At 61.5% G+C, this 21540-nt stretch carries 15 protein-coding genes; 2 read left to right on the top strand and 13 right to left on the bottom strand.

Annotated features, from left to right (window positions below; translation table 11 throughout):
- Window positions 1-213: 213 nt before the first annotated feature.
- The 10 genes from JTY93_RS25220 to betI form a co-directional block, all read right to left on the bottom strand.
- Entirely contained in the window at window positions 214-1392 is a 1179-nt protein-coding gene (locus JTY93_RS25220; RefSeq protein WP_205478005.1) for a BaiN/RdsA family NAD(P)/FAD-dependent oxidoreductase, read from the bottom strand.
- Between the two features lie 159 nt (window positions 1393-1551).
- On the bottom strand, window positions 1552-2889 hold the full coding sequence (dbpA, locus tag JTY93_RS25215; RefSeq protein ID WP_232545553.1) for an ATP-dependent RNA helicase DbpA: 1338 nt from the start codon (window positions 2887-2889) through the stop codon (window positions 1552-1554).
- A gap of 131 nt (window positions 2890-3020) precedes the next feature.
- Window positions 3021-4448, bottom strand: coding sequence for a multidrug transporter subunit MdtD (mdtD, locus tag JTY93_RS25210; protein WP_205478006.1), 1428 nt, complete (start codon window positions 4446-4448; stop codon window positions 3021-3023).
- 36 nt (window positions 4449-4484) lie between these two features.
- A complete protein-coding gene (locus tag JTY93_RS25205) occupies window positions 4485-5375 on the bottom strand; it encodes an alpha/beta fold hydrolase (RefSeq protein WP_205478007.1) in 891 nt (296 codons plus the stop codon).
- A gap of 424 nt (window positions 5376-5799) precedes the next feature.
- The gene (locus tag JTY93_RS25200) at window positions 5800-7116 is read right to left on the bottom strand and encodes a TldD/PmbA family protein (protein ID WP_205478008.1); all 1317 of its coding nucleotides are present in this window, start codon (window positions 7114-7116) and stop codon (window positions 5800-5802) included.
- Window positions 7116-8558, bottom strand: coding sequence for a TldD/PmbA family protein (locus tag JTY93_RS25195; RefSeq protein WP_205478009.1), 1443 nt, complete (start codon window positions 8556-8558; stop codon window positions 7116-7118). Before JTY93_RS25195 ends, JTY93_RS25200 begins: the two co-directional genes overlap by 1 nt.
- 139 nt (window positions 8559-8697) lie before the next feature.
- Window positions 8698-9393, bottom strand: coding sequence for an RraA family protein (locus JTY93_RS25190; RefSeq protein ID WP_032858688.1), 696 nt, complete (start codon window positions 9391-9393; stop codon window positions 8698-8700).
- 246 nt (window positions 9394-9639) lie between these two features.
- Entirely contained in the window at window positions 9640-11340 is a 1701-nt protein-coding gene (gene betA, locus JTY93_RS25185) for a choline dehydrogenase (RefSeq protein ID WP_169991544.1), read from the bottom strand.
- Between the two features lie 132 nt (window positions 11341-11472).
- Window positions 11473-12945: a betaine-aldehyde dehydrogenase gene (gene betB, locus JTY93_RS25180; RefSeq protein ID WP_170057605.1), complete on the bottom strand. Its 1473-nt coding sequence runs from the start codon at window positions 12943-12945 to the stop codon at window positions 11473-11475.
- Between the two features lie 93 nt (window positions 12946-13038).
- Window positions 13039-13632, bottom strand: coding sequence for a transcriptional regulator BetI (gene betI / locus JTY93_RS25175; protein ID WP_016977777.1), 594 nt, complete (start codon window positions 13630-13632; stop codon window positions 13039-13041).
- Between the two features lie 378 nt (window positions 13633-14010).
- On the opposite strand from betI, the gene JTY93_RS25170 reads away from it, so the two are divergent.
- Window positions 14011-15948 carry a BCCT family transporter gene (locus JTY93_RS25170; RefSeq protein WP_232545555.1) on the top strand — a complete coding sequence of 646 codons (1938 nt, stop codon included), beginning with the start codon at window positions 14011-14013 and terminating at the stop codon, window positions 15946-15948.
- A 184-nt stretch (window positions 15949-16132) separates the two neighbouring features.
- Here JTY93_RS25170 and choV read toward each other — a convergent pair whose 3' ends face one another.
- The 3 genes from choV to JTY93_RS25155 all read right to left on the bottom strand — a co-directional run bounded on the left by choV (window position 16133) and on the right by JTY93_RS25155 (window position 19168).
- Window positions 16133-17311, bottom strand: a complete 1179-nt coding sequence (gene choV / locus JTY93_RS25165; RefSeq protein WP_205478010.1) for a choline ABC transporter ATP-binding protein — start codon at window positions 17309-17311, stop codon at window positions 16133-16135.
- Window positions 17308-18153 carry a choline ABC transporter permease subunit gene (gene choW, locus JTY93_RS25160; RefSeq protein ID WP_032858679.1) on the bottom strand — a complete coding sequence of 282 codons (846 nt, stop codon included), beginning with the start codon at window positions 18151-18153 and terminating at the stop codon, window positions 17308-17310. The genes choV and choW overlap by 4 nt, the downstream gene beginning before the upstream one ends.
- 67 nt (window positions 18154-18220) lie before the next feature.
- Window positions 18221-19168 carry a choline ABC transporter substrate-binding protein gene (locus JTY93_RS25155; protein WP_205478011.1) on the bottom strand — a complete coding sequence of 316 codons (948 nt, stop codon included), beginning with the start codon at window positions 19166-19168 and terminating at the stop codon, window positions 18221-18223.
- Window positions 19169-19595: 427 nt separating this feature from the next.
- Between JTY93_RS25155 and JTY93_RS25150 the strand changes: the two genes are divergently transcribed.
- Complete coding sequence (locus JTY93_RS25150; RefSeq protein WP_205478012.1) at window positions 19596-20972, top strand: L-serine ammonia-lyase; 1377 nt, start codon at window positions 19596-19598, stop codon at window positions 20970-20972.
- Window positions 20973-21540 lie beyond the last annotated feature (568 nt).

The raw sequence follows: 21540 nt of genomic DNA, 5'->3' as shown, positions 1-21540 counted from the left end.
ATGCCGCTAAATTGAGCCAGTAATGACGCCACGGCAAGCGTGGCGATCACATTCACAAGCAAAAAATGTTTTTGGCACACCCCAATCAAAATGTGGGAGCGGGCTTGCTCGCGAATGCGGTGTGCCAGCCACCGGATCAGTTGACTGGTACTGCGCATTCGCGAGCAAGCCCGCTCCCACAGGTGATCGCATTACCGTTTTAGAGGGCGGGGCTCAGGCGTACTGCGCCGCCGCATAGCCCGATGCCCAGGCCCACTGGAAGTTGAACCCACCCAAGTGCCCGGTCACGTCCAGCACTTCGCCGATAAAGTACAGGCCCGGGCTTTTCAGCGACTCCATGGTCTTGGACGACACCTCCCGCGTATCCACCCCGCCCAGGGTGACTTCGGCGGTGCGGTAGCCTTCGGTACCGGCCGGGACCAACTGCCAACTGCCCAGTTTAGTGGCGATATCCGCCAGTTCGGCGTGGGTGTACTGCTTCATCGGCTTGGACACAAACCACGTCTCGGCCAACAGGTTGGCCATCTTCTTGGTGAAGATCTCACCCAGCAGGGTCTTGAGCTCGCTGTTGGGGCGCTCGGCCTGTTGCTGTTGCAGCCAGGTGTGGGCGTCGTGGTCGGGCAGCAGGTTGATCTCAACCGTGTCGCCGGGCTCCCAGTACGAGGATATCTGCAAAATCGCCGGCCCGCTCAGGCCGCGATGGGTAAACAAAATGTTCTCGCGAAAGCTCTGGTCGTTGCAGCTGACCAGGCAATCGACCGAGGTGCCGGACAACTCGCCACACAGCTCCTTGAGCTGATCGGTGATGGTAAATGGCACCAGGCCGGCGCGGGTCGGTAGCAACTCATGGCCGAACTGCTTGGCTACCTGATAGCCAAAGCCGGTGGCGCCCAGGGTCGGAATCGACAGGCCGCCGGTGGCAATCACCAACGACTCGCAGCGCAACTCGCCGAGGGTGGTCTGCAACTGATAACCGCTGTCGAGCTTGGTGATCTCCTGGATCGAGGTGTCCAGGTGCAGGCTCACGCCGGTCTGGATGCATTCGTCGAGCAGCATGCCGAGGATGTCGCTGGATTTGTTATCGCAGAACAGCTGGCCGAGTTTTTTCTCGTGGTAGGGCACGCCATGCTTGGCCACCAAACCGATGAAATCCCACTGGGTGTAGCGGGCCAGGGCGGATTTGCAGAAGTGCGCGTTGTGCGAGAGGAAGTTGGCAGGCTCGGTGTACATATTGGTGAAGTTACAGCGGCCACCGCCGGACATCAGGATCTTCTTGCCGGCCTTGTTCGCATGGTCGATCAACATCACCTTGCGCCCACGCCCGGCGGCGGTCAGCGCGCACATCAAGCCTGCGGCGCCAGCGCCAATGATCACAACTTCGGTCGAGCGCAAAACGGTGTCCTCACAAAAACCTAATTTGAAATGCAATCAAAAATGTGGGAGCGGGCTTGCTCGCGAATGCGCACTGTCAGCCAACCCATCTGGCGACTGGTACACCGCATTCGCGAGCAAGCCCGCTCCCACATTGGATCTCCATTGAATCGAAGGGCTTTACAGGATCCGCACGCGCAACGAGCGGCCCTTGATCTTGCCGTCGTTCAAGCGCTGCAACGCCTGCTTGGCGACGCTGCGCTCCACTGCCACGTAGGCCTGGAAGTCAAAGATCGCAATCTTGCCGACCTGGGCGCCCGGGATCCCGGCTTCACCGGTCAGTGCGCCAAGGATGTCGCCTGGGCGAACCTTGTCTTTGCGGCCGGCGGCAATGCACAGCGTGCTCATCACCGGCAGCAGCGGCGCGCCGCCCTGGGATTTGAGGTTGCTCAGTTGGTCCCAGTTCAGCGGGGCTTTTTGCAGCAGTTCGATGGCCTGGGCGCGGTGCGCTTCGGACGGCGCTACCAGGCTGATGGCGATCCCGGTTTCGCCAGCGCGACCGGTACGGCCCACGCGGTGAATGTGGATTTCCGAATCGCGGGCCAGTTCGACGTTGATCACCATGTCCAGCGAGTCGATGTCCAAACCACGGGCCGCGACGTCGGTGGCTACCAGCACCGAAGTACTGCGGTTGGCAAACATCGCCAGCACCTGGTCACGGTCGCGCTGTTCCAGGTCGCCATGCAGGCCGACTGCAGAAATGCCCTTGGCGGTCAGGTGATCCACGGTTTCCTGCACTTGCTGCTTGGTAAAGCAGAAGGCTACGCAGGAGGCCGGACGGAAGTGCGACAGCACCTTGGTCACCGCGTCCATGCGTTCTTCCGGGGAGATTTCGTAGAAACGCTGCTCGATCTGTTCGTCGGAGTGGAACGCTTCGGCTTTGACCTGCTGCGGCGCGCGCATGAATTTGGAGGCCAGTTGCTTGATGCTCACCGGGTAGGTGGCCGAGAACAACAGGGTCTGGCGACGGGCTGGGGTCTTGCTGATGATGTCTTCGATGGCGTCGTAGAAACCCATGTCGAGCATGCGGTCGGCTTCGTCGAGGATCAGTGTGTTCAAGCCGTCCAGCACCAGCGAACCCTTGCGCAGGTGTTGCTGGATGCGGCCCGGAGTGCCGACGATGACGTGGGCACCATGCTCCAGGGAAGCGATCTGCGGGCCGAGGGACACGCCGCCGCACAGGGTCAGAACCTTGATGTTGTCTTCGGCGCGGGCCAGGCGGCGGATTTCCTTGGCCACCTGGTCAGCCAGCTCGCGGGTCGGGCACATCACCAGGGCCTGGCAACCGAAGTAGCGCGGGTTGATCGGGTTCAACAGGCCGATGCCGAAGGCGGCGGTCTTGCCGCTGCCGGTCTTGGCCTGGGCGATCAGGTCCAGCCCCTTGAGGATCACCGGCAAGCTTTGCGCCTGGATCTGCGTCATCTCGGCATAACCCAGCGAGTCGAGGTTAGCCAGCATGGCGGCGGAGAGCGGCAAAGTATTAAAAGCGGTGGCGATGGTGGTCACGGGACTGGCTCTGCAAAAACAAAATGTCGCGCAGTGTACCAGCCCCGTGGGAATTTCCCTGCAAGTTCTAGACGAGACGCCGCTTAATGCTCGATGTCGTGCTCGCGGCTGACCAGCCTTTTGCCGTCTTTTGGCGACAATTGCAGGAAGATCGCCGCCGCTAGCATCGCCATGATGCCCACCGTGAGGAACGTCAACTGGAACGCTTCAAGCACGGTATTGACCACATCGTTACCGGCCTCGGCGGTAAACCCGCCGAGCAGGGCACCGGCGCAGGCCACCCCCAGGCTCAGGGCCAGTTGCGCCACCACCGACAGCAAACTGTTGCCGCTGCTGGCCTGGGCATCGTCGAGGTCGATCAGGGTCACGGTGTTCATCGCGGTAAATTGCAGGGAGTTGATCGCCCCCAGCACCGCGAGCATAGCCAGTAGCAGCGGGTACGGCGTCTGCTCGCTGACCAGGCCCATGCTCGCCAGCATCATGCCCAGGAGCAAGGTGTTGCCGGTGAGCACGATGCGATAGCCCAGGCGTTCGATCAGCGGCCGGGCGATGGACTTGGCGACCATGGCCGCCGCCGCCAGGGGCAACATGCTCATCCCGGCCTGGGACGGCGAATAGCCCAGGGCGATCTGCAACAGCAAGGGCACGAGGAACGGCAGGGCGCCGCTGCCCAGGCGGGCGAACAGGTTGCCGAGAATGCCCACGGCAAAGGTCCGGGTCTTGAACAGCACCGGCGAGAACAGCGGGTTTTCGATATGCCCGGCGCGCAGCCAGTAGGCCGCCAGGCAAGCCATGCCGCCGAACAGCAGCAACATCACCCGCAAGTGCGGCAGGTGCAGCTCGCCCAGGCCTTCCATGGCAATGGTGATCAGCACCATCGCCGCGCCAAACAGCAAAAAGCCCAGGCTGTCGAAGCGTGTACGCTCAGTGCCGCGCAGGTCGGGGATGAATTTCCACACGGCGTAACAGCCGAGCATGCCCACCGGCAGGTTGATCAGGAAAATCCAGTGCCAGGTCAGGTATTGCACCATCCAGCCGCCCATGGTCGGGCCGAGCAGGGGGCCGAGCAGGCCGGGAATGGTGATAAAGCCCATGATCCGCACCAGCTCCGAGCGCGGGTAGGCGCGCAGCACCACCAGCCGGCCGACGGGCAGCATCAGCGCGCCGCCCAGGCCCTGGATCACCCGGGCGCCCACCAACATGGTCAGGCTGCTGGACAGGGCGCACAGCAGCGAGCCGATGCTGAACAGCATGATCGCGCCGAAGAAAATCTTCTTGGTGCCGAAACGGTCGGCGATCCAGCCCGAGGCCGGGATCAGCAAGGCCACGGTGAGCATGTAGGCGATGATCACGCCTTGCATGCGCAGCGGGTTTTCCGCCAGGTCCTCGGCCATGGCGGGCAGGGCCGTGTTGAGAATCGTGCCGTCGAGCGACTGCATGAAGAAGGCAATCGCTACCACCCAGGGTAACCAACGGGCGGTCTTGGCATCGAGCACGACACGATTCGGCATGAGATCCCTTTTTGTTAGCAGGCTATGTGTTGCCGATTATGCGCCAACCTCGGCCGGTTTTCCCACTGGCGGTTCGTCTATATCGGCGATGGCTACGTGTTTGCCCACCAGGAAATCAATCAATGCCCGATGCACCGCCAGCGCCGCCTCCCGCGACTCCAGGTCGAGTAAATGGCCGGTGTGTTCGGCGCTGGAGAAGCTGCTGCGCCCCACATAGTGCTTGAACAGTTGGGCTTCATTGGCCGGGGTGTACTCATCCAGGGTGCCGTTGAGGAAATGCACCGGCGTCTCGATCTGGCGCAATTGCGGCAGGTAGTTGCCATCGCCCAGGGCCAGCATCTGATGAATATGAAAGCGCGCCTGGCGGTATTCGGTGGTGGCCATGGTCGACAGGTGCCGATGGTTATTGCGCTTGAGCCGGCTGGAGAGGAATTTGCCGACGGTTTCATTGAGCAGGTGGCCGACGGCGGACTTGTCATCGGCCTCGATCAGCACCCGCACCCGCTCCACGTATTCGAGCATTGCCTGGTTGAGGTTGGGTGCCAGGGCCATCACCACCGAGCTTTCGATGGAAGGCGGGTTGCGCGCCAGGGTCAGCAGGGTCGAGATGCCTCCCCAGGAGGCCGATACCAGATGGTTGACCTGGAAACGCTCCACCAGCGCCCGCAGGATCTCGACCTCGTCGTCCTTGGTCACCAGGTCCAGGTCAGTGTTGTGCGGGCGCGAATAGCCGGAAAACGGCAGGTCGAACATCAGCACATTGAAATGCTCGGCCAGGCACTTGCTGGTGCGGGCGAATGAGCGGGTGGTGGACAGCGCGCCGTTGACCAACAGCACGGTCTTGCGTTGCGGATCGTTACCCAGTTGCTCTACGTGAACGTTGTAGTGCTTGAACAACTTATCAATGACAAAACTTCCTTGGTACATGTCAACGCTCCGGCTCGCCCTATCCCGGGCGAGGTCATGCATCGCTTGCAGGCAAGCGGGTTGAAAGGTGGCGGGATGCCACTAACCGTTATAACGAGCTTTTGGAGAGTCGACAACAGCCCGCCAACCAGCGGGGTGCTGCCAGGGAAGGTTCGTCAGAATGCAGGGGATTGCCCTGTAGGAGTGGGCCTAAACCGTGGCCAAGGCGCTTGTCGTTGTGGTCAGGGCTGGCTTGTTGTGGCGAGGGGGCTTGTCCCCCGCTGGGCTGCGCAGCAGCCCCAAAACCAGCCCCCGCGGTCAACCTGACAGAACTCGGTGCACCTTACTGGGGCTGCTTTGCAGCCCAGCGGGGGACAAGCCCCCTCGCCACAACAAGCCCGCCTTCACTACAACAAGCCCGGTTTCACCACAGCAGGCCCAGGGTTTACAAGGTCAGGGTCAGACGCTTGACCAGCGCGCCGGGCAGCAAACTGGATGAGGTGTTGCGCTCGCCGTAGGTGCTGGCCGACAGCCGCAGTTCGCGCTCGGTGGTCAGTGCTTCCAACTGCGATCCCAGCAGGTGGTAGACGCTGTCGTCAAAACGCATGGTGCTGACCGGCGCCTTGATCTCGCCGTCTTCCACCCAGAACGTGGCGAAGCGGGTCATGCCCGTCAGGCGTGCCGCCGGCTGGTCGGAGTAGTTCAGGTACCACAGGTTGCTGATATACAGGCCGGTGCCCAGTTGCTTGAGGATATCGGCCTGGGCCAGGTTGCCGGCAGCCATCTGGAGCGCACTGGGGGATTCGCCGCCATCGGCGCCGTTGGTGCTCAAACCGTATTCGGCGGCGCTGCGTGAGTTCACCAGTTGGCCTTGCGCCCGGCCATTGGCGATCAAGGTCACGTCGCTGCGCGGATAACCGTCACGGGAGAACGCCGGGCTGAGGGAGGCCGTGATCTGTTCGCTCATCCCCACCAGCGGGCTCAGGGCCTGGTCACCGGCATACAGGCGCTGCAACGGGCTGCCCTTGCTGGCGATGGCCTGCGCAGAAAAACCGCCCCAGGTGAGCATGTCGACGATTTCTTCCAGAGCCGCCGGCGCCAGGTAGGCACGGTATTGGCCGGGCGCGAGGGTGTGCAAGGGGCGACCGAGGAACTCCAGTTGCTCGCGGGCTTGCTGCAAGCGCTGGGCAAACGCCGCGCTGTCCCAGGCATCGCCGGCGTAGCTGGCCTTTACCGCTTCGCCATTGGCATGGAACAGGCTGAAATCAAAGTTGAAGCTATTGGCCTGATGCCAGCCAAAAGCCCCTGACGAGCTGGCGAACCCGCGGCTGATCGGCCCGGCGGCATAGATTCCGACCAAGTCCAGGCCTTGGGCGCCCTGGCTGATTTCGGCCAGGACTTGATCGAGGTCCGGCAACGCCTGGGCCTTATCGCTCCTGTTTTGCCAGGCCGTGTGATTGAGCAGCAGGTAAGGATCCTTGGGCAGCAAGGGCAGGGTTTCGCGCAATTGCTGCAGGCCCTCGGCCAGGCGCTGGCGGTCGACTTCGGGGGATCCGGCCAGGGTGATGCCAAGGTCGGCATGCCGGCCATCATTGATCAGCTTGAGGTTGAGGCTGGCCTGCTGCACCTGGCCGGCCTGGCGTACCTTGGCGTGATTCAAGCGCACGAATTCGGACGACTCCGCCGCGTAGCCCAGATGAAACTGTTCCTCGGCGGTGATGGCCTGCTTGAGCCACTCCACCAGCTCCTTGAAAGCATTCATCAGACGTCTCCCCCAAACACATCTACATCGCTGAATACACACGCAGGCGAAGCATGGCCGACGCGGATCACCTGGTTCGGCTCGCCCTTGCCACAGTTGGGCGTGCCCAACACCTTGAAGGTGCTGGCATCGCCCACGGCACTGAGCTTGCGCCAGAACTGCGCGGAAATCGCCCGGTAGTTGGGGTTCTTGACCACGCCCTTGAGCTCGCCGTTCTCGATCAACTGGCCCCATTCGCAGCCGAACTGGAACTTATTGCGCGCATCGTCGATGGACCAGGAACGGTTGGTCGACATCAGGATGCCGTGCTCGATGCCGCCGATCAGTTGCGCCAGGCTTTGGTCACCGGCCTCGATATTGAGGTTGGCCATGCGGTCGATGGGCGCGCGGTTCCAACTGCTGGCGCGGCTGTTGGCCACGCCGTCCATACCCGAGCGGTATTGCGACAGCGCCCCGCCCAAGGGTTTGAGCAGCAGGCCGTTACGGATCAGGAACTGCTTGTTGGCGGGCGTGCCGTCATCGTCATGGGCGTAGCTGGCCAGTTGTTCGGGAATGCTTGGGTCGAAGGTCACGTTCAGCAGGTTGGAGCCGTACTGCAGGTGGCCGAAGTCGCTGGCCTTGACGAAGCTGGTGCCGGCGTAGTTGCGCTCGTCACCGAGGATGCGGTCCAGCTCCAGCGGGTGGCCAATGGATTCGTGGATCTGTAGGATCATCTGGTCGGGCATCAGCAGCAGGTCGCGCGGGCCTTGAGGCGTGTTGGGGGCCAGCAGCAGTTGCAGGGCCTCGTCGGCGATCCGTGGCGCGGCGCCGACCAGGCCGAAACGGTTGATCACTTCAAAGCCGCCTTGCTGGCCGAAGTTGCTGCCGCCCAGGGTGCGGGTCTGGCTGTCGTTGCCGTCGTAGGCCGTGACATCGACTCCGGGGAACACAAAGCGCTGGGCCTGGCGCAACTCGGCGCCGGCGCTGTTGAGGTAAATCTGCTCGACGTGGGTGGTGCCCAGGCTGACTTCCCAGTTCACCAGGCGCTCGTCCTTGGGCACGGCGGCCGATTCGGCGCCGAGCAGTTGGTAGCAGTCGCTCAGGGACGGGAAGGGTTGGTCGAGATCTGGCGACAGGTAGTCGGCGATGTGGCTGGACACCGGCTGGTCGCGCAGGTCGAGCAGGGCATGGGGCTTGATGCGAAGGGCTTGCTCTTCGGCCCGCTCCAGCGCGGCTTGCAGGCCGGCCAGGGAAATATCATGGGTGGCGGCGTAGGCTTCGACACCGTTGAGGCGCACGGTGAGCATGGCGCCTTCGTCGCGGCTCAGGTGCGGCGGTTCAGCGACGTTCTTGCGTACCGACAGGTACTGGCCGGACTCGCGCACGTAGCGCAACGAGAAAAACTCGGCGCGGCTGCGCAGAGCGGAGAAATGTTGTTTGAGTTGCGGGTGGGCGTCGAACATGGGGCCTTCCTTGTGGGCAGCGCAGGCCCTCATCACTGTAGGAACGAGCTTGCTCGCGAAGGTCGCGAACGATGGCGCGGGCATTCTGGATAAATGCTGCGCTCTCGGGTTTCTCGCGAGCAAGCTCGCTCCTACAAGGTTAGACCGGGCAACCCTTGGCGCGCAGGATCGCATCAAAACGATCAGGGTCCAGGGTGCCGGCTTCAATAGCCGCCAGTGTAGCCTGCTCGCGTGCCAGCAGGTCATGGCAGCGCACCAGCAGTTCCGGCAGCTCGCTGCGCGAGGCGGCGACCACGCCGTCGCCATCGCCGATCATCAGGTCGCCAGGGGCTACCAGCATGCCAGCGCACGAGATCGGTACGTTGATCTCGCCGCCGCCGTCGGTGCTCGGGCCACGGTGCACGCCGCCGATGGCGTAGGCCGGCAGCTCGCCGGTTTGCCATTCGTCGAGGTCACGCAGGGCGCCGTTGATCACCACGCCGACGATGCCGGCCTTCAGGGCCATGGCACGCATGATGCCGCCGAACACGGCGCGGGTCAGGTCGGCGCTGCCGTCGATCACCAGCACATCGCCCGGGCGGGCCATTTGCATGGCTTTGAGAATCATCAGGTTGTCACCGGGGCGCACGCGCACGGTCAGGGCGCTGCCGAGCATCGGTGCATTACCGTGGAAGGCCTTGAGGCCCAGGCCACCGACGTTACGGCCCAGGCAGTCGCTGACGGCCGCGGCCGGGATCTTGCTGAATTCCTTCAGCCATTTCGGGTCCAGCGGCTCAACGTTTGGATTGATCAGGAAGCCGGTAGGCCATTTGCTCGAAGAAACGACATCAAACATGAGAAAGCCTCGTGGCCAGGCAGAAGCCGGCGTGTCGGTAGGAAGGTGAAACGTTTGCGCGAGGGACTAGATTAGGCCGGCGCGGGGGGTGGGATCAAGGGTGTGGCGGTGTAGGAAGAGTCTGGGAAGGTGTGTGTAGGCTGGACGGGCCTCATCGCGGGCAAGCCCGCTCCCACATTTTGATTTGTGAACACATTCAAATGTGGGAGCGGGCTTGCCCGCGAAAGGGGCGCCGCGGTGTAGCGATTACTGCGCGCTAGGACCCACTTCACGCAACGGCTTGCCACGCACTGGCGCATCGCCGGCCACGTAGTAGTCGGCTGTGCTGCGCGGCAACTGGCGGCCACGCATCTTGTCGGCGATTTTCTCGGCGATCATGATGGTTGGCGCGTTCAGGTTACCGGTGGTGATGATCGGCATGATCGACGCATCGACCACCCGCAGGCCCTGCATGCCATGCACGCGGCCTTCGCCATCGACCACGGCCATTTCGTCGGTGCCCATCTTGCACGAGCAGGACGGGTGGAACGCAGTTTCGGCGTGCTCGCGGATGAACTTGTCCAGTTGCTCGTCGGTTTGCACCTCGATGCCCGGGCTGATTTCACGGCCACGGAACGCATCCAGTGCCGGCTGCTGCATGATTTCACGGGTCAGGCGGATGCCATCGCGGAATTCCTGCCAGTCCTGCTCGGTGGCCATGTAGTTGAAGAGGATGCTCGGGTAGTCCCGTGGGTTCTTCGACTTCACTTGCACGCGGCCACGGCTTGGCGAACGCATGGAGCCCATGTGCGCCTGGAAACCGTGCTCTTTCACACCGTTGCTGCCGTTGTAGTTAATCGCTACCGGCAGGAAGTGGTACTGGATGTTCGGCCACTCGAATTCTTCACGGGTACGGATAAAACCGCCCGCTTCGAACTGGTTGCTGGCGCCGATGCCGGTGCCGTTGAACAGCCATTCGGCACCAATAGCCGGCTGGTTGTACCAGAGCAGCGAGGGGTACAGCGAGACCGGCTGGGTGCAGGCGTACTGCAGATACAGCTCCAGGTGATCCTGCAGGTTTTCACCGACGCCTGGCAGGTCGTGGACCACCGGGATGTCGAGGCTTTCCAGCAGTTTGGCCGGGCCGACACCGGAGCGTTGCAGCAGTTGTGGCGACGCGATGGCGCCGCTGCACACCAGGACTTCCTTGCGCGCGCGGGCTTCCACACGTTCTTCGGCGGCACCGATCAGGTAACGCACGCCGACCGCACGCTTGCCTTCGAACAACACTTTGTCGGTCAGGGCATGGGTGACGATGGTCAGGGTCGAGCGCTTCTTGGCGGTGTCCAGGTAGCCACGGGCGGTACTGGCGCGACGGCCGTTCGGCGTCACGGTACGGTCCATCGGGCCGAAGCCTTCCTGCTGGTAGCCGTTCAAGTCTTCGGTGCGCGGGTAGCCGGCTTGTACGCCGGCTTCAACCATGGCGTGGAACAGCGGGTTGTTGCCGGCTTTGGGCGTGGTCACGCTGACCGGGCCTTCGCCACCGTGGTAGTCGTTGGGGCCGATGTCGCGGGTTTCGGCCTTGCGGAAATACGGCAGGCAGTCGAGGTAGCTCCAGTCTTCCAGACCTGGCAATTTCGCCCAGTTGTCGTAGTCCATGGCGTTGCCACGGATGTAGCACATGCCGTTGATCAGCGAAGAACCACCCAGGCCCTTACCGCGACCACATTCCATGCGGCGGCCGTCCATGTGTGGCTCTGGATCGGTTTCATAGGCCCAGTTGTAGCGGCGGCCTTGCAGAGGGAACGCCAGGGCAGCGGGCATCTGGGTACGGAAATCGAGACGGTAGTCGGGGCCGCCGGCTTCCAGCAGCAGGACGGTGACGCCTTCGTCTTCGGTCAGACGGGTCGCCAGGGTGTTACCGGCAGAGCCGGCACCCACAATGATGTAATCGTATTCTTGGGACATAAATGCACCCTCTTTGGAGATGGTCAGGTCGGGCTCCATCGCGGGCAAGCCCGCTCCCACAGGGGAACGCATTCCAATGTGGGAGCTGGCTTGCCTGCGATGGCTGCCTCGCAGGCAATACAGAACTCGGGTTTAGAACACCGAGGCGTAGTCGCCCAGCTCGACCTGTACCGATTTGATGCGGGTGAAGTTATTCAGCGAGCTGATGCCGTTCTCACGGCCAACACCCGACTGCTTGTAGCCGCCAACTGGCATCTTGGCGTCGGACTCGCCCCAGGCGTTGATCCAGCAGATACCCGCTTCCAGCTGATGAATCACGCGGTGGGCGCGGTTCAGGTCGCGGGTTACCAGGCCAGCGGCCAGGCCGAAGTCGGTGTCGTTGGCGCGGCGGATCACTTCTTCTTCGGTCTCGTAGGTGAGGATGCTCATCACCGGGCCAAAGATCTCTTCACGCACGATGGTCATTTCGTCGGTGCAGTCAGTGAACACAGTCGGTGCCACGAACGCGCCCTTGGCGAAGTCACCGTCGGTCAGGCGGTCGCCGCCGCACAGCAGGCGTGCGCCTTCTTCTTTACCTTTGGCGATGTAGCCGAGCACGCTTTCCATGTGGGCGAAGCTGACCAGCGGGCCGAAGTTGGTGTTTTCGTCTTCTGGGTTGCCGACGCGGATGCGCGCAACACGCTCGACGATCTTGGCTTCAAAGGCTGCTTGCAGGTGCTTTGGAATAAACACGCGAGTGCCGTTGGTGCAGACCTGGCCGGAGCTGTAGAAGTTGGCCATCATGGCAGTATCGGCGGCGCGATCCAGGTCGGCGTCGTCGAAAATGATCAGCGGGGATTTGCCGCCCAGTTCCATGGTCACGTCTTTGAGCGAGGAGCTCGAAGCGCTGGCCATGACCTTCTTGCCGGTGTCGGTGCCGCCGGTGAAGGAGATTTTTTCGATGCGTGGGTGCTCGGTCAGCCAGGTGCCGACTTCACGACCGCTGCCGGTCAGGACGTTGAACACGCCATCCGGAACGCCGGCTTCGGTGTAGATCTCGGCCAGTTTCAGGGTGGTCAGCGACGTCACTTCGCTTGGCTTGAAGATCATGGCGTTGCCGGCAGCCAGGGCTGGGGCAGACTTCCACAGGGCGATCTGGATCGGGTAGTTCCACGCGCCGATGCCGGCGACCACGCCCAGCGGCTCGCGGCGGGTGTAGACGAACGAAGTGGTACGCAGCGGGATCTGCTCGCCTTCAATGGCGGGCACCAGGCCGGCGTAGTATTCCAGCACGTCGGCACCGGTGACGATGTCGACGTACTTGGTTTCGGAGAAGGATTTACCGGTGTCCAGGGTTTCCAGGGCAGCCAGTTCATCGTTGCGCTCGCGCAGGATTTCCACGGCGCGACGCAGGATGCGCGAACGCTCCATGGCGGTCATCGCAGCCCAGATTTTCTGGCCCTTTTCGGCGCTGACCACGGCGCGCTCAACGTCTTCGAAAGTAGCGCGTTGCACGTTGGCGAGAACTTCACCGTTAGCCGGGTTGATGGCTTCGAAGGTGGCATCGCTGCCAGCGTCGCTGTAGCCGCCATCAATGTAGAGTTTTTGCAGTTCGAAACGGGCCATAAAGTCCTCGCAAGTGCATAAGTGGTTGGCGTTAACCACTGAGGGGCATAGCCCACTCAGTAGCCGTTCAGGGGTTGAGCGTTTATGTGTGCTCTAACTCACCTGCTTGGCCAATTGGAAATCCATGTATTCGTAAGCGATCCGTTGCGCCTGCTCCGTGTCGAAAGCGTCTCCCGACAGGGCGCCGCGCAACCACAAGCCGTCGATCAGGGCCGCCAGGCCACGGGCTGCTTTGCGTGCGCGCGGCAGCGGCAGCACTCGGCGAAACTGGCAGCACAGGTTGGAATACAGACGTTGATCGTTGATCCGCTGCAACCTGTGCAATGACGGGTGATGCATGCTGGTGGCCCAGAAGGCTAGCCAGGTTTTCATTGCCGGGCCGTTGACCTGGCTGGCGTCGAAGTTGCCTTCGATGATCACCTGGAGGTGCGCCCGTGGGCTGTCATCCTTCAGGGCACGCCTGCGTTCGTGGACGTTCTCGATCAGCGCATTCATCAGGTACCGCATCGTTGCGGCGATCAGGCCATTCTTGTCCTGAAAGTAGTGACTGATGATGCCGTTCGAGACTCCGGCCAGACGGGCGATCAGCGCAATGCTGGCATCTCCCATCCCAACCTGATCGATGGCCGTCAATGTGGCTTCGATCAACTGCTGGCGGCGTATGGGTTGCATACCGACCTTGGGCATGTAGCACCTCTCCTTAGGCCTGCCGACGGGCGTAAACGTTCGTCGGCTTGAGGGCCAGTCTATTTTGTTTTGATTGAACGTTCAATCAACAAAGAATAAGATCTGCGACAAATGGTCGCTGCCTACAGGTATTTCCTACATGTTGGCAGGCACATCTGACATCCATAAAAACCCCTGAAACAGCCCGTGACAGCGCTTCGCTGGGGTTCGGGGTTTTTCGGGATGTCTTTATAACACCCGTCCGTCGACTGCCGAAAAATCGATGGCGCGGGTCAAGCGCTGCCTTGTGTCCTCTCTCGCACTGCCCGGAGCCTCTGTGCCATGAGTTCTGCCTCTCTAATAAAGACCCCACCGGAAAAGGTGCGGGTCAACGGTTGGGTGTTCTACACCTCCACCGCGTTGATCCTGTTGTTGACCGCCGTTCTGATCATCGCCCCGCAAGAGGCCGGCAGAATGCTGGGAGTCGCCCAGACCTGGCTCTCGAAAAGCTTTGGCTGGTACTACATGGTGGTCATCGCCGCCTACCTGGTATTCGTGGTGGGCCTGGCGTTTTCCTCCTACGGCAAATTGAAGCTGGGCAGCAAGGCCGACACTCCAGACTTCAGCTACGGCGCCTGGGCCGGCATGTTGTTCTCTTCGGGCATCGGCATTTCGTTGCTGTACTTCGGCGCGTCCGAGCCGTTGGACCACTACTTCAACCCGCCTGAAGGCGCCGCCGCCACCCACATGGCCGCACGCCAGGCGTTGCAGTTGACCTTCCTGCACTGGGGCCTGCATGGCTGGGCGATCTACGCACTGGTCGGCCTGGCCGTGGCGTACTTTGCCTACCGGCATAACCAGCCGTTGGCGCTGCGCTCGGCGTTGTACCCATTGATGGGCGAGCGTTGGGTCAAAGGCGCGGCCGGTCACGCGGTGGACGGCTTCGGCATGTTCGTGACCCTGCTGGGCCTGGTGACGAACCTGGGGATTGGTTCGATGCAAGTGTCGTCGGGGTTGGAAAACCTGTTCGGCATGGAGCACAGCAACACCAACCTGCTGATCGTGATCATCGTGATGAGCACCGTGGCGACCATCGCTGCTGTGTCGGGTGTGGAAAACGGCATTCGCCGCCTGTCCAACTTGAACATTGTGCTGTTCAGCGGCCTGCTGATTTTCGTGCTGCTGTTTGGCCCGACCCTGCACCTGCTCAACGGCTTTGTGCAGAACATCGGCGACTACATGAACGGCCTGGTACTCAAGACCTTCGACCTGTACGTCTACGAAGGAGATGGCGAGAAGTCCGAGCGCTGGATGGGCCTGTGGACCCTGTTCTACTGGGCCTGGTGGATTTCCTGGGCGCCATTCGTGGGTATGTTCATCGCGCGTATTTCCCGCGGCCGTACCGTGCGTGAACTGGTGGCGGGCGTACTGCTGATCCCGCTGGGCTTTACCCTGGCGTGGCTGTCGATCTTCGGCAACTCGGCCCTGGACCTGGTGCTCAACCACGGTGCCGTGGAGCTGGGCAAGACCGCGCTGGAGCAGCCATCCATGGCGATCTACCAGTTGCTGGAATACTACCCGGCGTCGAAAGTGGTGATCGGCGTGTCGATCTTTGTCGGCTTTGTGCTGTTCCTGACGCCGGCGGATTCCGGCGCGGTGATGATGGCCAACCTGTCGTGCAAAGGCGGCAACGTGGATGAGGATGCGCCGCACTGGCTGCGGATCTTCTGGTCGGCGGTAATCACCCTGGTGACCATCGGCTTGCTGTTTGCCGGCAACTTTGAAGCCATGCAGACCATGGTGGTGTTGGCGGGCCTGCCGTTCTCGGTGGTGTTGATCTTCTTTATGTTCGGTCTGCACAAGGCCATGCGCCAGGACGTGGCCATCGAACAGGAGCAGGCGCAATTGGCCGAACGCGGCCGTCGTGGTTTCAGCGAGCGCCTGACTGCCCAGGACCTGCAACCGAGCCAGGCTGTGGTGCAGCGCTTCATGGACAAGAAAGTCACCCCGGCCCTGGAAGAAGCCGCCGTGGCCCTGCGCGCCCAAGGGCTGGATGTGCAGACGCTGCTGGGTAAATCCAAGCGCTGCATTGGCGTGCGGATCGAGATGGAAGGCAACCCGTTTGTCTACGAGGTGAGCCTGGACGGTTACCTGGCGGCGCCGAGTGAGTCGATCGAGGCGGACGAGGAGCGTGCGCGCTACTACCGCGCCGAGGTCTACCTGCACAACGGCGGTCAGGAATACGACCTGATGGGCTTCACCCAGGAGCAGATCACCCGGGATGTGCTCGATCAGTTTGAAAGCCATCGGCAGCTCCTTGGCCGTGTCTATAGCTGATAAAAGCCGGCGGTGTCGTCACTGACACCGCCTGTTCAAACTTGGCAATGTGATCAAATGTAGGAGCGAGCTTGCTCGCGAAAAACGTCAACGATAACGCGTGTTTCCTGGAGGAACCCGGTGCCTGTGAGTTCTTCGCGAGCAAGCTCGCTCCTACATTGATCCAGTTCCTTCAGTTGGGTCTTCAGCCCAGGTTCTTGCCCAGCAGGGCGTGGTATAGCTCGCTGTCTCCCAGAATCCCCACCACCCTGTTGTTGTCGTGCAGCACCAGCTTGTTGCCGGTCTGGTAGCGAATCTGCAACGCGTCACGCATGCCGATATTCGAATCCACCAACGTCGGCAACCGCCCCAGGCCTTCCACGGCTTGCCCTGGCGCCCAGTTCTGCAGGCTCATTGCTACGCCATTTTGCCGTGCGCCCTGGATGGTGTTGCCTTCAGCCAGGTCCAGCCATGAGTCGCCGCCCGGATCCAGGCACACCGAACCGTTGACCCGCTTGCAGTTGTCCAGGGTGCGCATCAGGCTGCGGCCGCACAACACGTTGAGCGGGTTGGTATGGGCGACGAAGGTGCGCACATAGTCATCCGCCGGGTTCAGCACGATCTCTTCCGGCACGCTGTACTGGATGATCTTGCCGTCCTTCATGATCGCGATGCGGCTACCCAGCTTGAGTGCCTCGTCGAGGTCGTGGCTGACGAACACGATGGTCTTGCTCAGCTTGCGTTGCAGCTCCAGCAATTCGTCCTGCAGGCCCTGGCGGATCAGCGGGTCGAGGGCCGAGAAGGGTTCGTCCATCAGCAGGATATCGGCGTCCATCGCCAGGGCGCGGGCCAGGCCGACGCGCTGCTGCATACCGCCTGAGAGTTCGTCGGGCTTCTTGTTGCGCCATTGGGTCAGGCCGACCAGTTCGAGCTTTTCGTCCACCAGCTTGCGCCGCTCCTTCTCGGGGCGACCCTGCATCTCCAGGCCAAAGCTGATGTTTTCGCGCACCGTCAGCCAAGGCATCAGGGCGAACTTCTGGAACACCATGGCGATGCGCTTGGTGCGCATCATTTTCAGCTCTGCCGGAGTGCACGAAGCGATGTCGATCTGGCGACCTTCATGCTCCACAAACAACTTGCCACGGCTCACGGTGTTAAGGCCGTTGATACAGCGCAACAGGCTCGACTTGCCGGAACCGGACAGGCCCATCAACACGCAGATCTCGCCTTTCTCGATATCCAGGCTGGCCTTTTCCACGCCGACAATCTGCCCGGTCTTTTTCAGGATTTCGTTGCGGTGCATCCCCTCGTCCAGCAGCTTGAGGGCTTCGCGTGGGTCTTTGGAGAAGATCACATCGACATTGTCGAATCGGATAATGCTCATGCATCACCCCCTACTTTGGCGTCGGGTTGTTTGCAGATGCGGTCGAGCATGATGGCCAGCAGCACAATCGCCAGGCCCGCTTCAAAGCCCAGGGCAATGTCGGCGGTGTTCAGCGCGTTGACCACGGGTTTGCCGAGGCCGTCGGCGCCCACCAGGGCCGCGATTACCACCATCGACAACGACAGCATGATGCATTGGGTAATACCGGCAGCAATGCTCGGCATGGCGTGGGGCAGTTCGATGCGCGAGAGCAACTGGCGGCGCGAGCAGCCAAAGGCCTTGCCGGCATCCATCAGTTCTTGCGGTACATCGCGGATGCCCAAGTAGGTCAGGCGGATCGGCGCGGCGATTGCGAACACCACCGTGGAGATCAGACCGGGCACCACACCCAGCCCGAAAAGGGTCAGGGTCGGGATGAGGTAGACGAAGGTCGGCACGGTCTGCATCAGATCGAGCACCGGCCGCATCATCGTGTAGAACATCGGCTTGTGCGCGGCAACAATGCCCAGCGGCACACCGATCACCACGCAGACCAGGGTGGCGAACAGCACCTGGGCCAGGGTCTCCATGGTTTCCTGCCAGTACCCCAGGTTGAGGATCAGCAGGAAGGAGGCAATCACAAAAACAGTCAGCCCCCATTTACGTTGAATGTAGTGTGCAAGCAGCGCAATCAGACCGATCAATGCCAGCGGATTGAACCAGGTCAGCGCGAACGTCACGCCGTGGATCATCGTTTCCAGTGTCGATGCGATCGCGTCGAAATAATCGGCGCCGTTCTGCGTCAACCATTCGACGAAGGCAGCGATGTACTGGCCTAGTGGGATTTTCTGTTCAGTCAGCATGGTAGTGAATGTCCACATGCGAAGAGGGAAAACATCCTGGGCCGGCACGCCGGCCCAGGGTCAGCGATTACTTGTCGAGGTAGGCTTTCACGGCGGCAAGTCCTGGTTTGCCATCAAGGGTGGTGACCCCGGCGAGCCAGGTGTCGAGTACTTGTGGGTTCTTCTTCAGCCAGGCCTTGGCGGCGGCATCGGGTTTCATTTTGTCGTCGAGGACGTTACCCATCAGGGTGCTTTCCATGTCCAGGGTGAACACCAGGTTTTTCAGCAACTGGCCCACGTTGCTGCATTCCTCGGAGTAGCCCTTGCGGGTATTGGTGTAGATGGTGGCCTGGCCATAGTTGGGGCCGAATGAATCGTCACCGCCGGTCAGGTACTTCATCTTGAAGCGGGTGTTCATCGGGTGCGGTTCCCAGCCGAGGAACACGATGGCCTTGTCGCGTTTGCTGGCGCGCTCGACCTGGGAGAGCATCCCGGCTTCGCTGGATTCGACGATCTTGAAACCGGCCGATTTCAAGCCAAAGGCATCCTTGTCGATCAGCGTCTGAATGGTGCGGTTGCCGTCATTGCCCGGCTCGATGCCATAGATCTTGCCATCCAGCTCCTTCTTGAACTTGGCGATATCGGCAAAGTCCTTCAGGCCTTTGTCGTACAGCGCTTGTGGCACTGCCAGGGTGTACTTGGCGTTTTCCAGGTTGGCGCGCACGGTTTCCACGGTGCCGGCATCGCGGTATTGCTTGATGTCGTTCTCCATGGTCGGCATCCAGTTGCCGAGGAAGATGTCCATGTTCTTGCCGTCGGCCAGGGACTTGTAGGTCACGGGTACGGAAATCATCGTGGTGCGAGGCTTGTAGCCCAGGCCCTTGAGGATCTCGCTGGTGGTGGCGGTAGTGACGGTGATATCGGTCCAGCCGACATCGGAGAAGTTGACGGTGCTGCACTGCTCGGGATCAGCAGCGTGGGCCGCAAAGGGAAGACTCAGCATGGCGGCCAACAACAACGGGTGGGAACCTTTCATGGGTTTGGACTCCTGGTGTTTTTCCGGCGGTGCTAGACCGCGCTTATAAGTGTTGCAGTTGGGGCGTGCGAGCAACGTGCAGCCTCGGTGCCTTGCAAACGAGTCGAGACTGATCATGGACCAGTGAAAATCTGACGCCTACAGGGTGCGTCGTATCCAGTACAGGGATGGTCGTATCCAGTGTCGGTGACGTCGCATACAGGTTTTTCCACAGGCAAAACTGCACTTTTTCTCGATCTGCGCCGCAAAAAACGGCGATTACGCCCCATTGCGCGGGGACGACGCTGGTGAGCATGGGTATGTCGGTGTGAGACGCCGGACGGCGCAACGAAAGCTTGATGATGCCGCCATCTGGGCGACTTGAGCGTAGCAGCTCCGCCACCAGGCGTTATTGCGCCTGGCCTGTGCTATCGAGGAGTTTCGCGCAATGGCTATCAGCGTTTTCGACCTGTTCAAGATCGGCATCGGGCCGTCCAGTTCCCACACCGTCGGCCCCATGCGTGCCGCGGCGTTGTTTGTCCAAAACTTGCGTGAACGTGCTCTTTTGGAACAGGTGCAGCGCGTCGAAGTTCAGCTGTATGGCTCGCTGTCGGCCACCGGCATCGGCCATGGCAGCGACAACGCGGTGATCATGGGGCTGATGGGCGAATGGCCGGACGCGATTGATCCGTCGCAGATCGGCCTGCGCATCGAGACCCTGCGCGAGACGCAGACGCTGCTGCTGGACAACCGCGTGCCGGTGCCCTTTGTATGGTCGCGGGACATGCGCCTGATCGACGAAAACCTGCCGTTCCATCCCAACGCCATGACCCTGGTGGTCTACGGCGCCCAGACCGAATTGCATCGCGATACCTACTATTCGGTGGGGGGCGGTTTTGTGGTGGATGAAGCCCAGGCGCGCAGCGGCGTGGCCGATATGGATCGCACCGAACTGCCCTACGAGTTTTCCAGCGCGGTGGAGTTGATGCAGTTGTGTAACACCCACAACCTGCGCGTTGCCGAATTGATGCTGGCCAACGAAAAGGTCTGGCGCTCGGAGGAAGAAATCCGCAGTGGCCTGATGAAACTCTGGCGCGCCATGCAGGACTGCGTCGAGCAGGGCCTCAAGCACGAAGGCATCCTGCCCGGCGGCCTGAACGTGCGCCGCCGCGCCGCCAAGTTGCACCGCAGCCTGCAGGAATTGGGCAAGCCGAATGTGATCGGCTCGACCTTGAGCGCCATGGAGTGGGTGAACCTGTTTGCCCTGGCGGTCAACGAAGAAAATGCCGCCGGTGGGCGCATGGTCACCGCACCGACCAACGGCGCGGCGGGGATCATCCCGGCGGTGCTGCACTACTTTATGAAGTTCAGTGAGCAAGTCACCGAGGCCAATGTGGTGGATTACTTCCTCGGTGCGGCGGCCATCGGCATCCTGTGCAAGAAGAACGCTTCGATCTCCGGCGCCGAAGTGGGTTGCCAGGGTGAAGTCGGTTCGGCCTGCGCCATGGCGGCGGCGGGGCTGGCAGAGATTCTCGGCGCGACCCCGGAGCAAGTGTGCAACGCCGCCGAAATCGGCCTGGAACACAACCTGGGCCTGACCTGCGACCCGGTGGGTGGCCTGGTGCAAGTGCCGTGCATCGAGCGCAATGCGATTGCAGCGGTCAAGGCGATCAACGCGGCGCAAATGGCCCTGCGCGGCGACGGCCAGCACTTTATCTCCCTGGACCGAGTGATCCGAACCATGCGCGATACCGGCGCGGATATGCATGACAAGTACAAGGAAACATCGCGGGGTGGGTTGGCGGTGAGTGCTGTGGAGTGTTGAACCGGTGATAGCGCTATCGCAGCATCGGTACCTACACAGTTCACAGAAAAATGACGAACTCCCCTGTGGCGAGCGGGCTTGCCCCGCGTTGGGCTGCGAAGCAGCCCCAAAACCAGCCGCTACGAAGTATCTGATACACCGCACTCGGCTTAACTGGGGCTGCTTCGCAGCCCAGCGCGGGGCAAGCCCGCTCGCCACAGGGGGGCGTCAGTGTCTGAAAGTTGTGTAGGTACCGATGCCGCGATGGCGGTAGTTCAAACAACACTGCTCATAAAGTGAACACCCCAACCAAAAGCGCCACCTTTTAGCGCGTCGCAAACAGATAAGTAGCTTGCGAACGATCACCCTCCTTACCACCCGTCACCTGTGCGTGTGGTGACACACTTTTCCTACGCCCTGAAAGCGCCTTCCCACAAGTGCTACCGATCTGCTCACAGACCCTGAGCGTAGGCTTTTTCCGAGTCATATCCTCACGCCGGGCGTGGGCTTATATAGACACCTCAACAGGTCGTTTTCAGGAGTTATTGAATACCTATTCAACTTTAGGCATGGCATTTGCTCTATCAAT

Origin of the sequence: Pseudomonas hygromyciniae, from assembly GCF_016925675.1 — a bacterium.
In the GTDB taxonomy this organism is placed as follows: domain Bacteria; phylum Pseudomonadota; class Gammaproteobacteria; order Pseudomonadales; family Pseudomonadaceae; genus Aquipseudomonas; species Aquipseudomonas hygromyciniae.
The sequence above is the reverse complement of the archived record's forward strand: the minus strand, read 5'-3'. Positions and strand labels throughout refer to the sequence as shown.

Excerpts from the sequence above, each read along its gene's own strand:
- JTY93_RS25150 (WP_205478012.1), top strand. The coding sequence starts at position 19,596 with ATGGCTATCAGCGTTTTCGACCTGTTCAAGATCGGCATCGGGCCGTCC.
- choV (WP_205478010.1), bottom strand. The coding sequence starts at position 17,311 with ATGAGCATTATCCGATTCGACAATGTCGATGTGATCTTCTCCAAAGAC.
- JTY93_RS25190 (WP_032858688.1), bottom strand. The coding sequence starts at position 9,393 with ATGTTTGATGTCGTTTCTTCGAGCAAATGGCCTACCGGCTTCCTGATC.
- JTY93_RS25200 (WP_205478008.1), bottom strand. The coding sequence starts at position 7,116 with ATGAATGCTTTCAAGGAGCTGGTGGAGTGGCTCAAGCAGGCCATCACC.
- betI (WP_016977777.1), bottom strand. The coding sequence starts at position 13,632 with ATGCCCAAGGTCGGTATGCAACCCATACGCCGCCAGCAGTTGATCGAA.
- dbpA (WP_232545553.1), bottom strand. The coding sequence starts at position 2,889 with ATGCTGGCTAACCTCGACTCGCTGGGTTATGCCGAGATGACGCAGATC.
- JTY93_RS25155 (WP_205478011.1), bottom strand. The coding sequence starts at position 19,168 with ATGAAAGGTTCCCACCCGTTGTTGTTGGCCGCCATGCTGAGTCTTCCC.
- mdtD (WP_205478006.1), bottom strand. The coding sequence starts at position 4,448 with ATGCCGAATCGTGTCGTGCTCGATGCCAAGACCGCCCGTTGGTTACCC.
- betA (WP_169991544.1), bottom strand. The coding sequence starts at position 11,340 with ATGTCCCAAGAATACGATTACATCATTGTGGGTGCCGGCTCTGCCGGT.
- JTY93_RS25205 (WP_205478007.1), bottom strand. The coding sequence starts at position 5,375 with ATGTACCAAGGAAGTTTTGTCATTGATAAGTTGTTCAAGCACTACAAC.
- choW (WP_032858679.1), bottom strand. The coding sequence starts at position 18,153 with ATGCTGACTGAACAGAAAATCCCACTAGGCCAGTACATCGCTGCCTTC.
- JTY93_RS25195 (WP_205478009.1), bottom strand. The coding sequence starts at position 8,558 with ATGTTCGACGCCCACCCGCAACTCAAACAACATTTCTCCGCTCTGCGC.
- betB (WP_170057605.1), bottom strand. The coding sequence starts at position 12,945 with ATGGCCCGTTTCGAACTGCAAAAACTCTACATTGATGGCGGCTACAGC.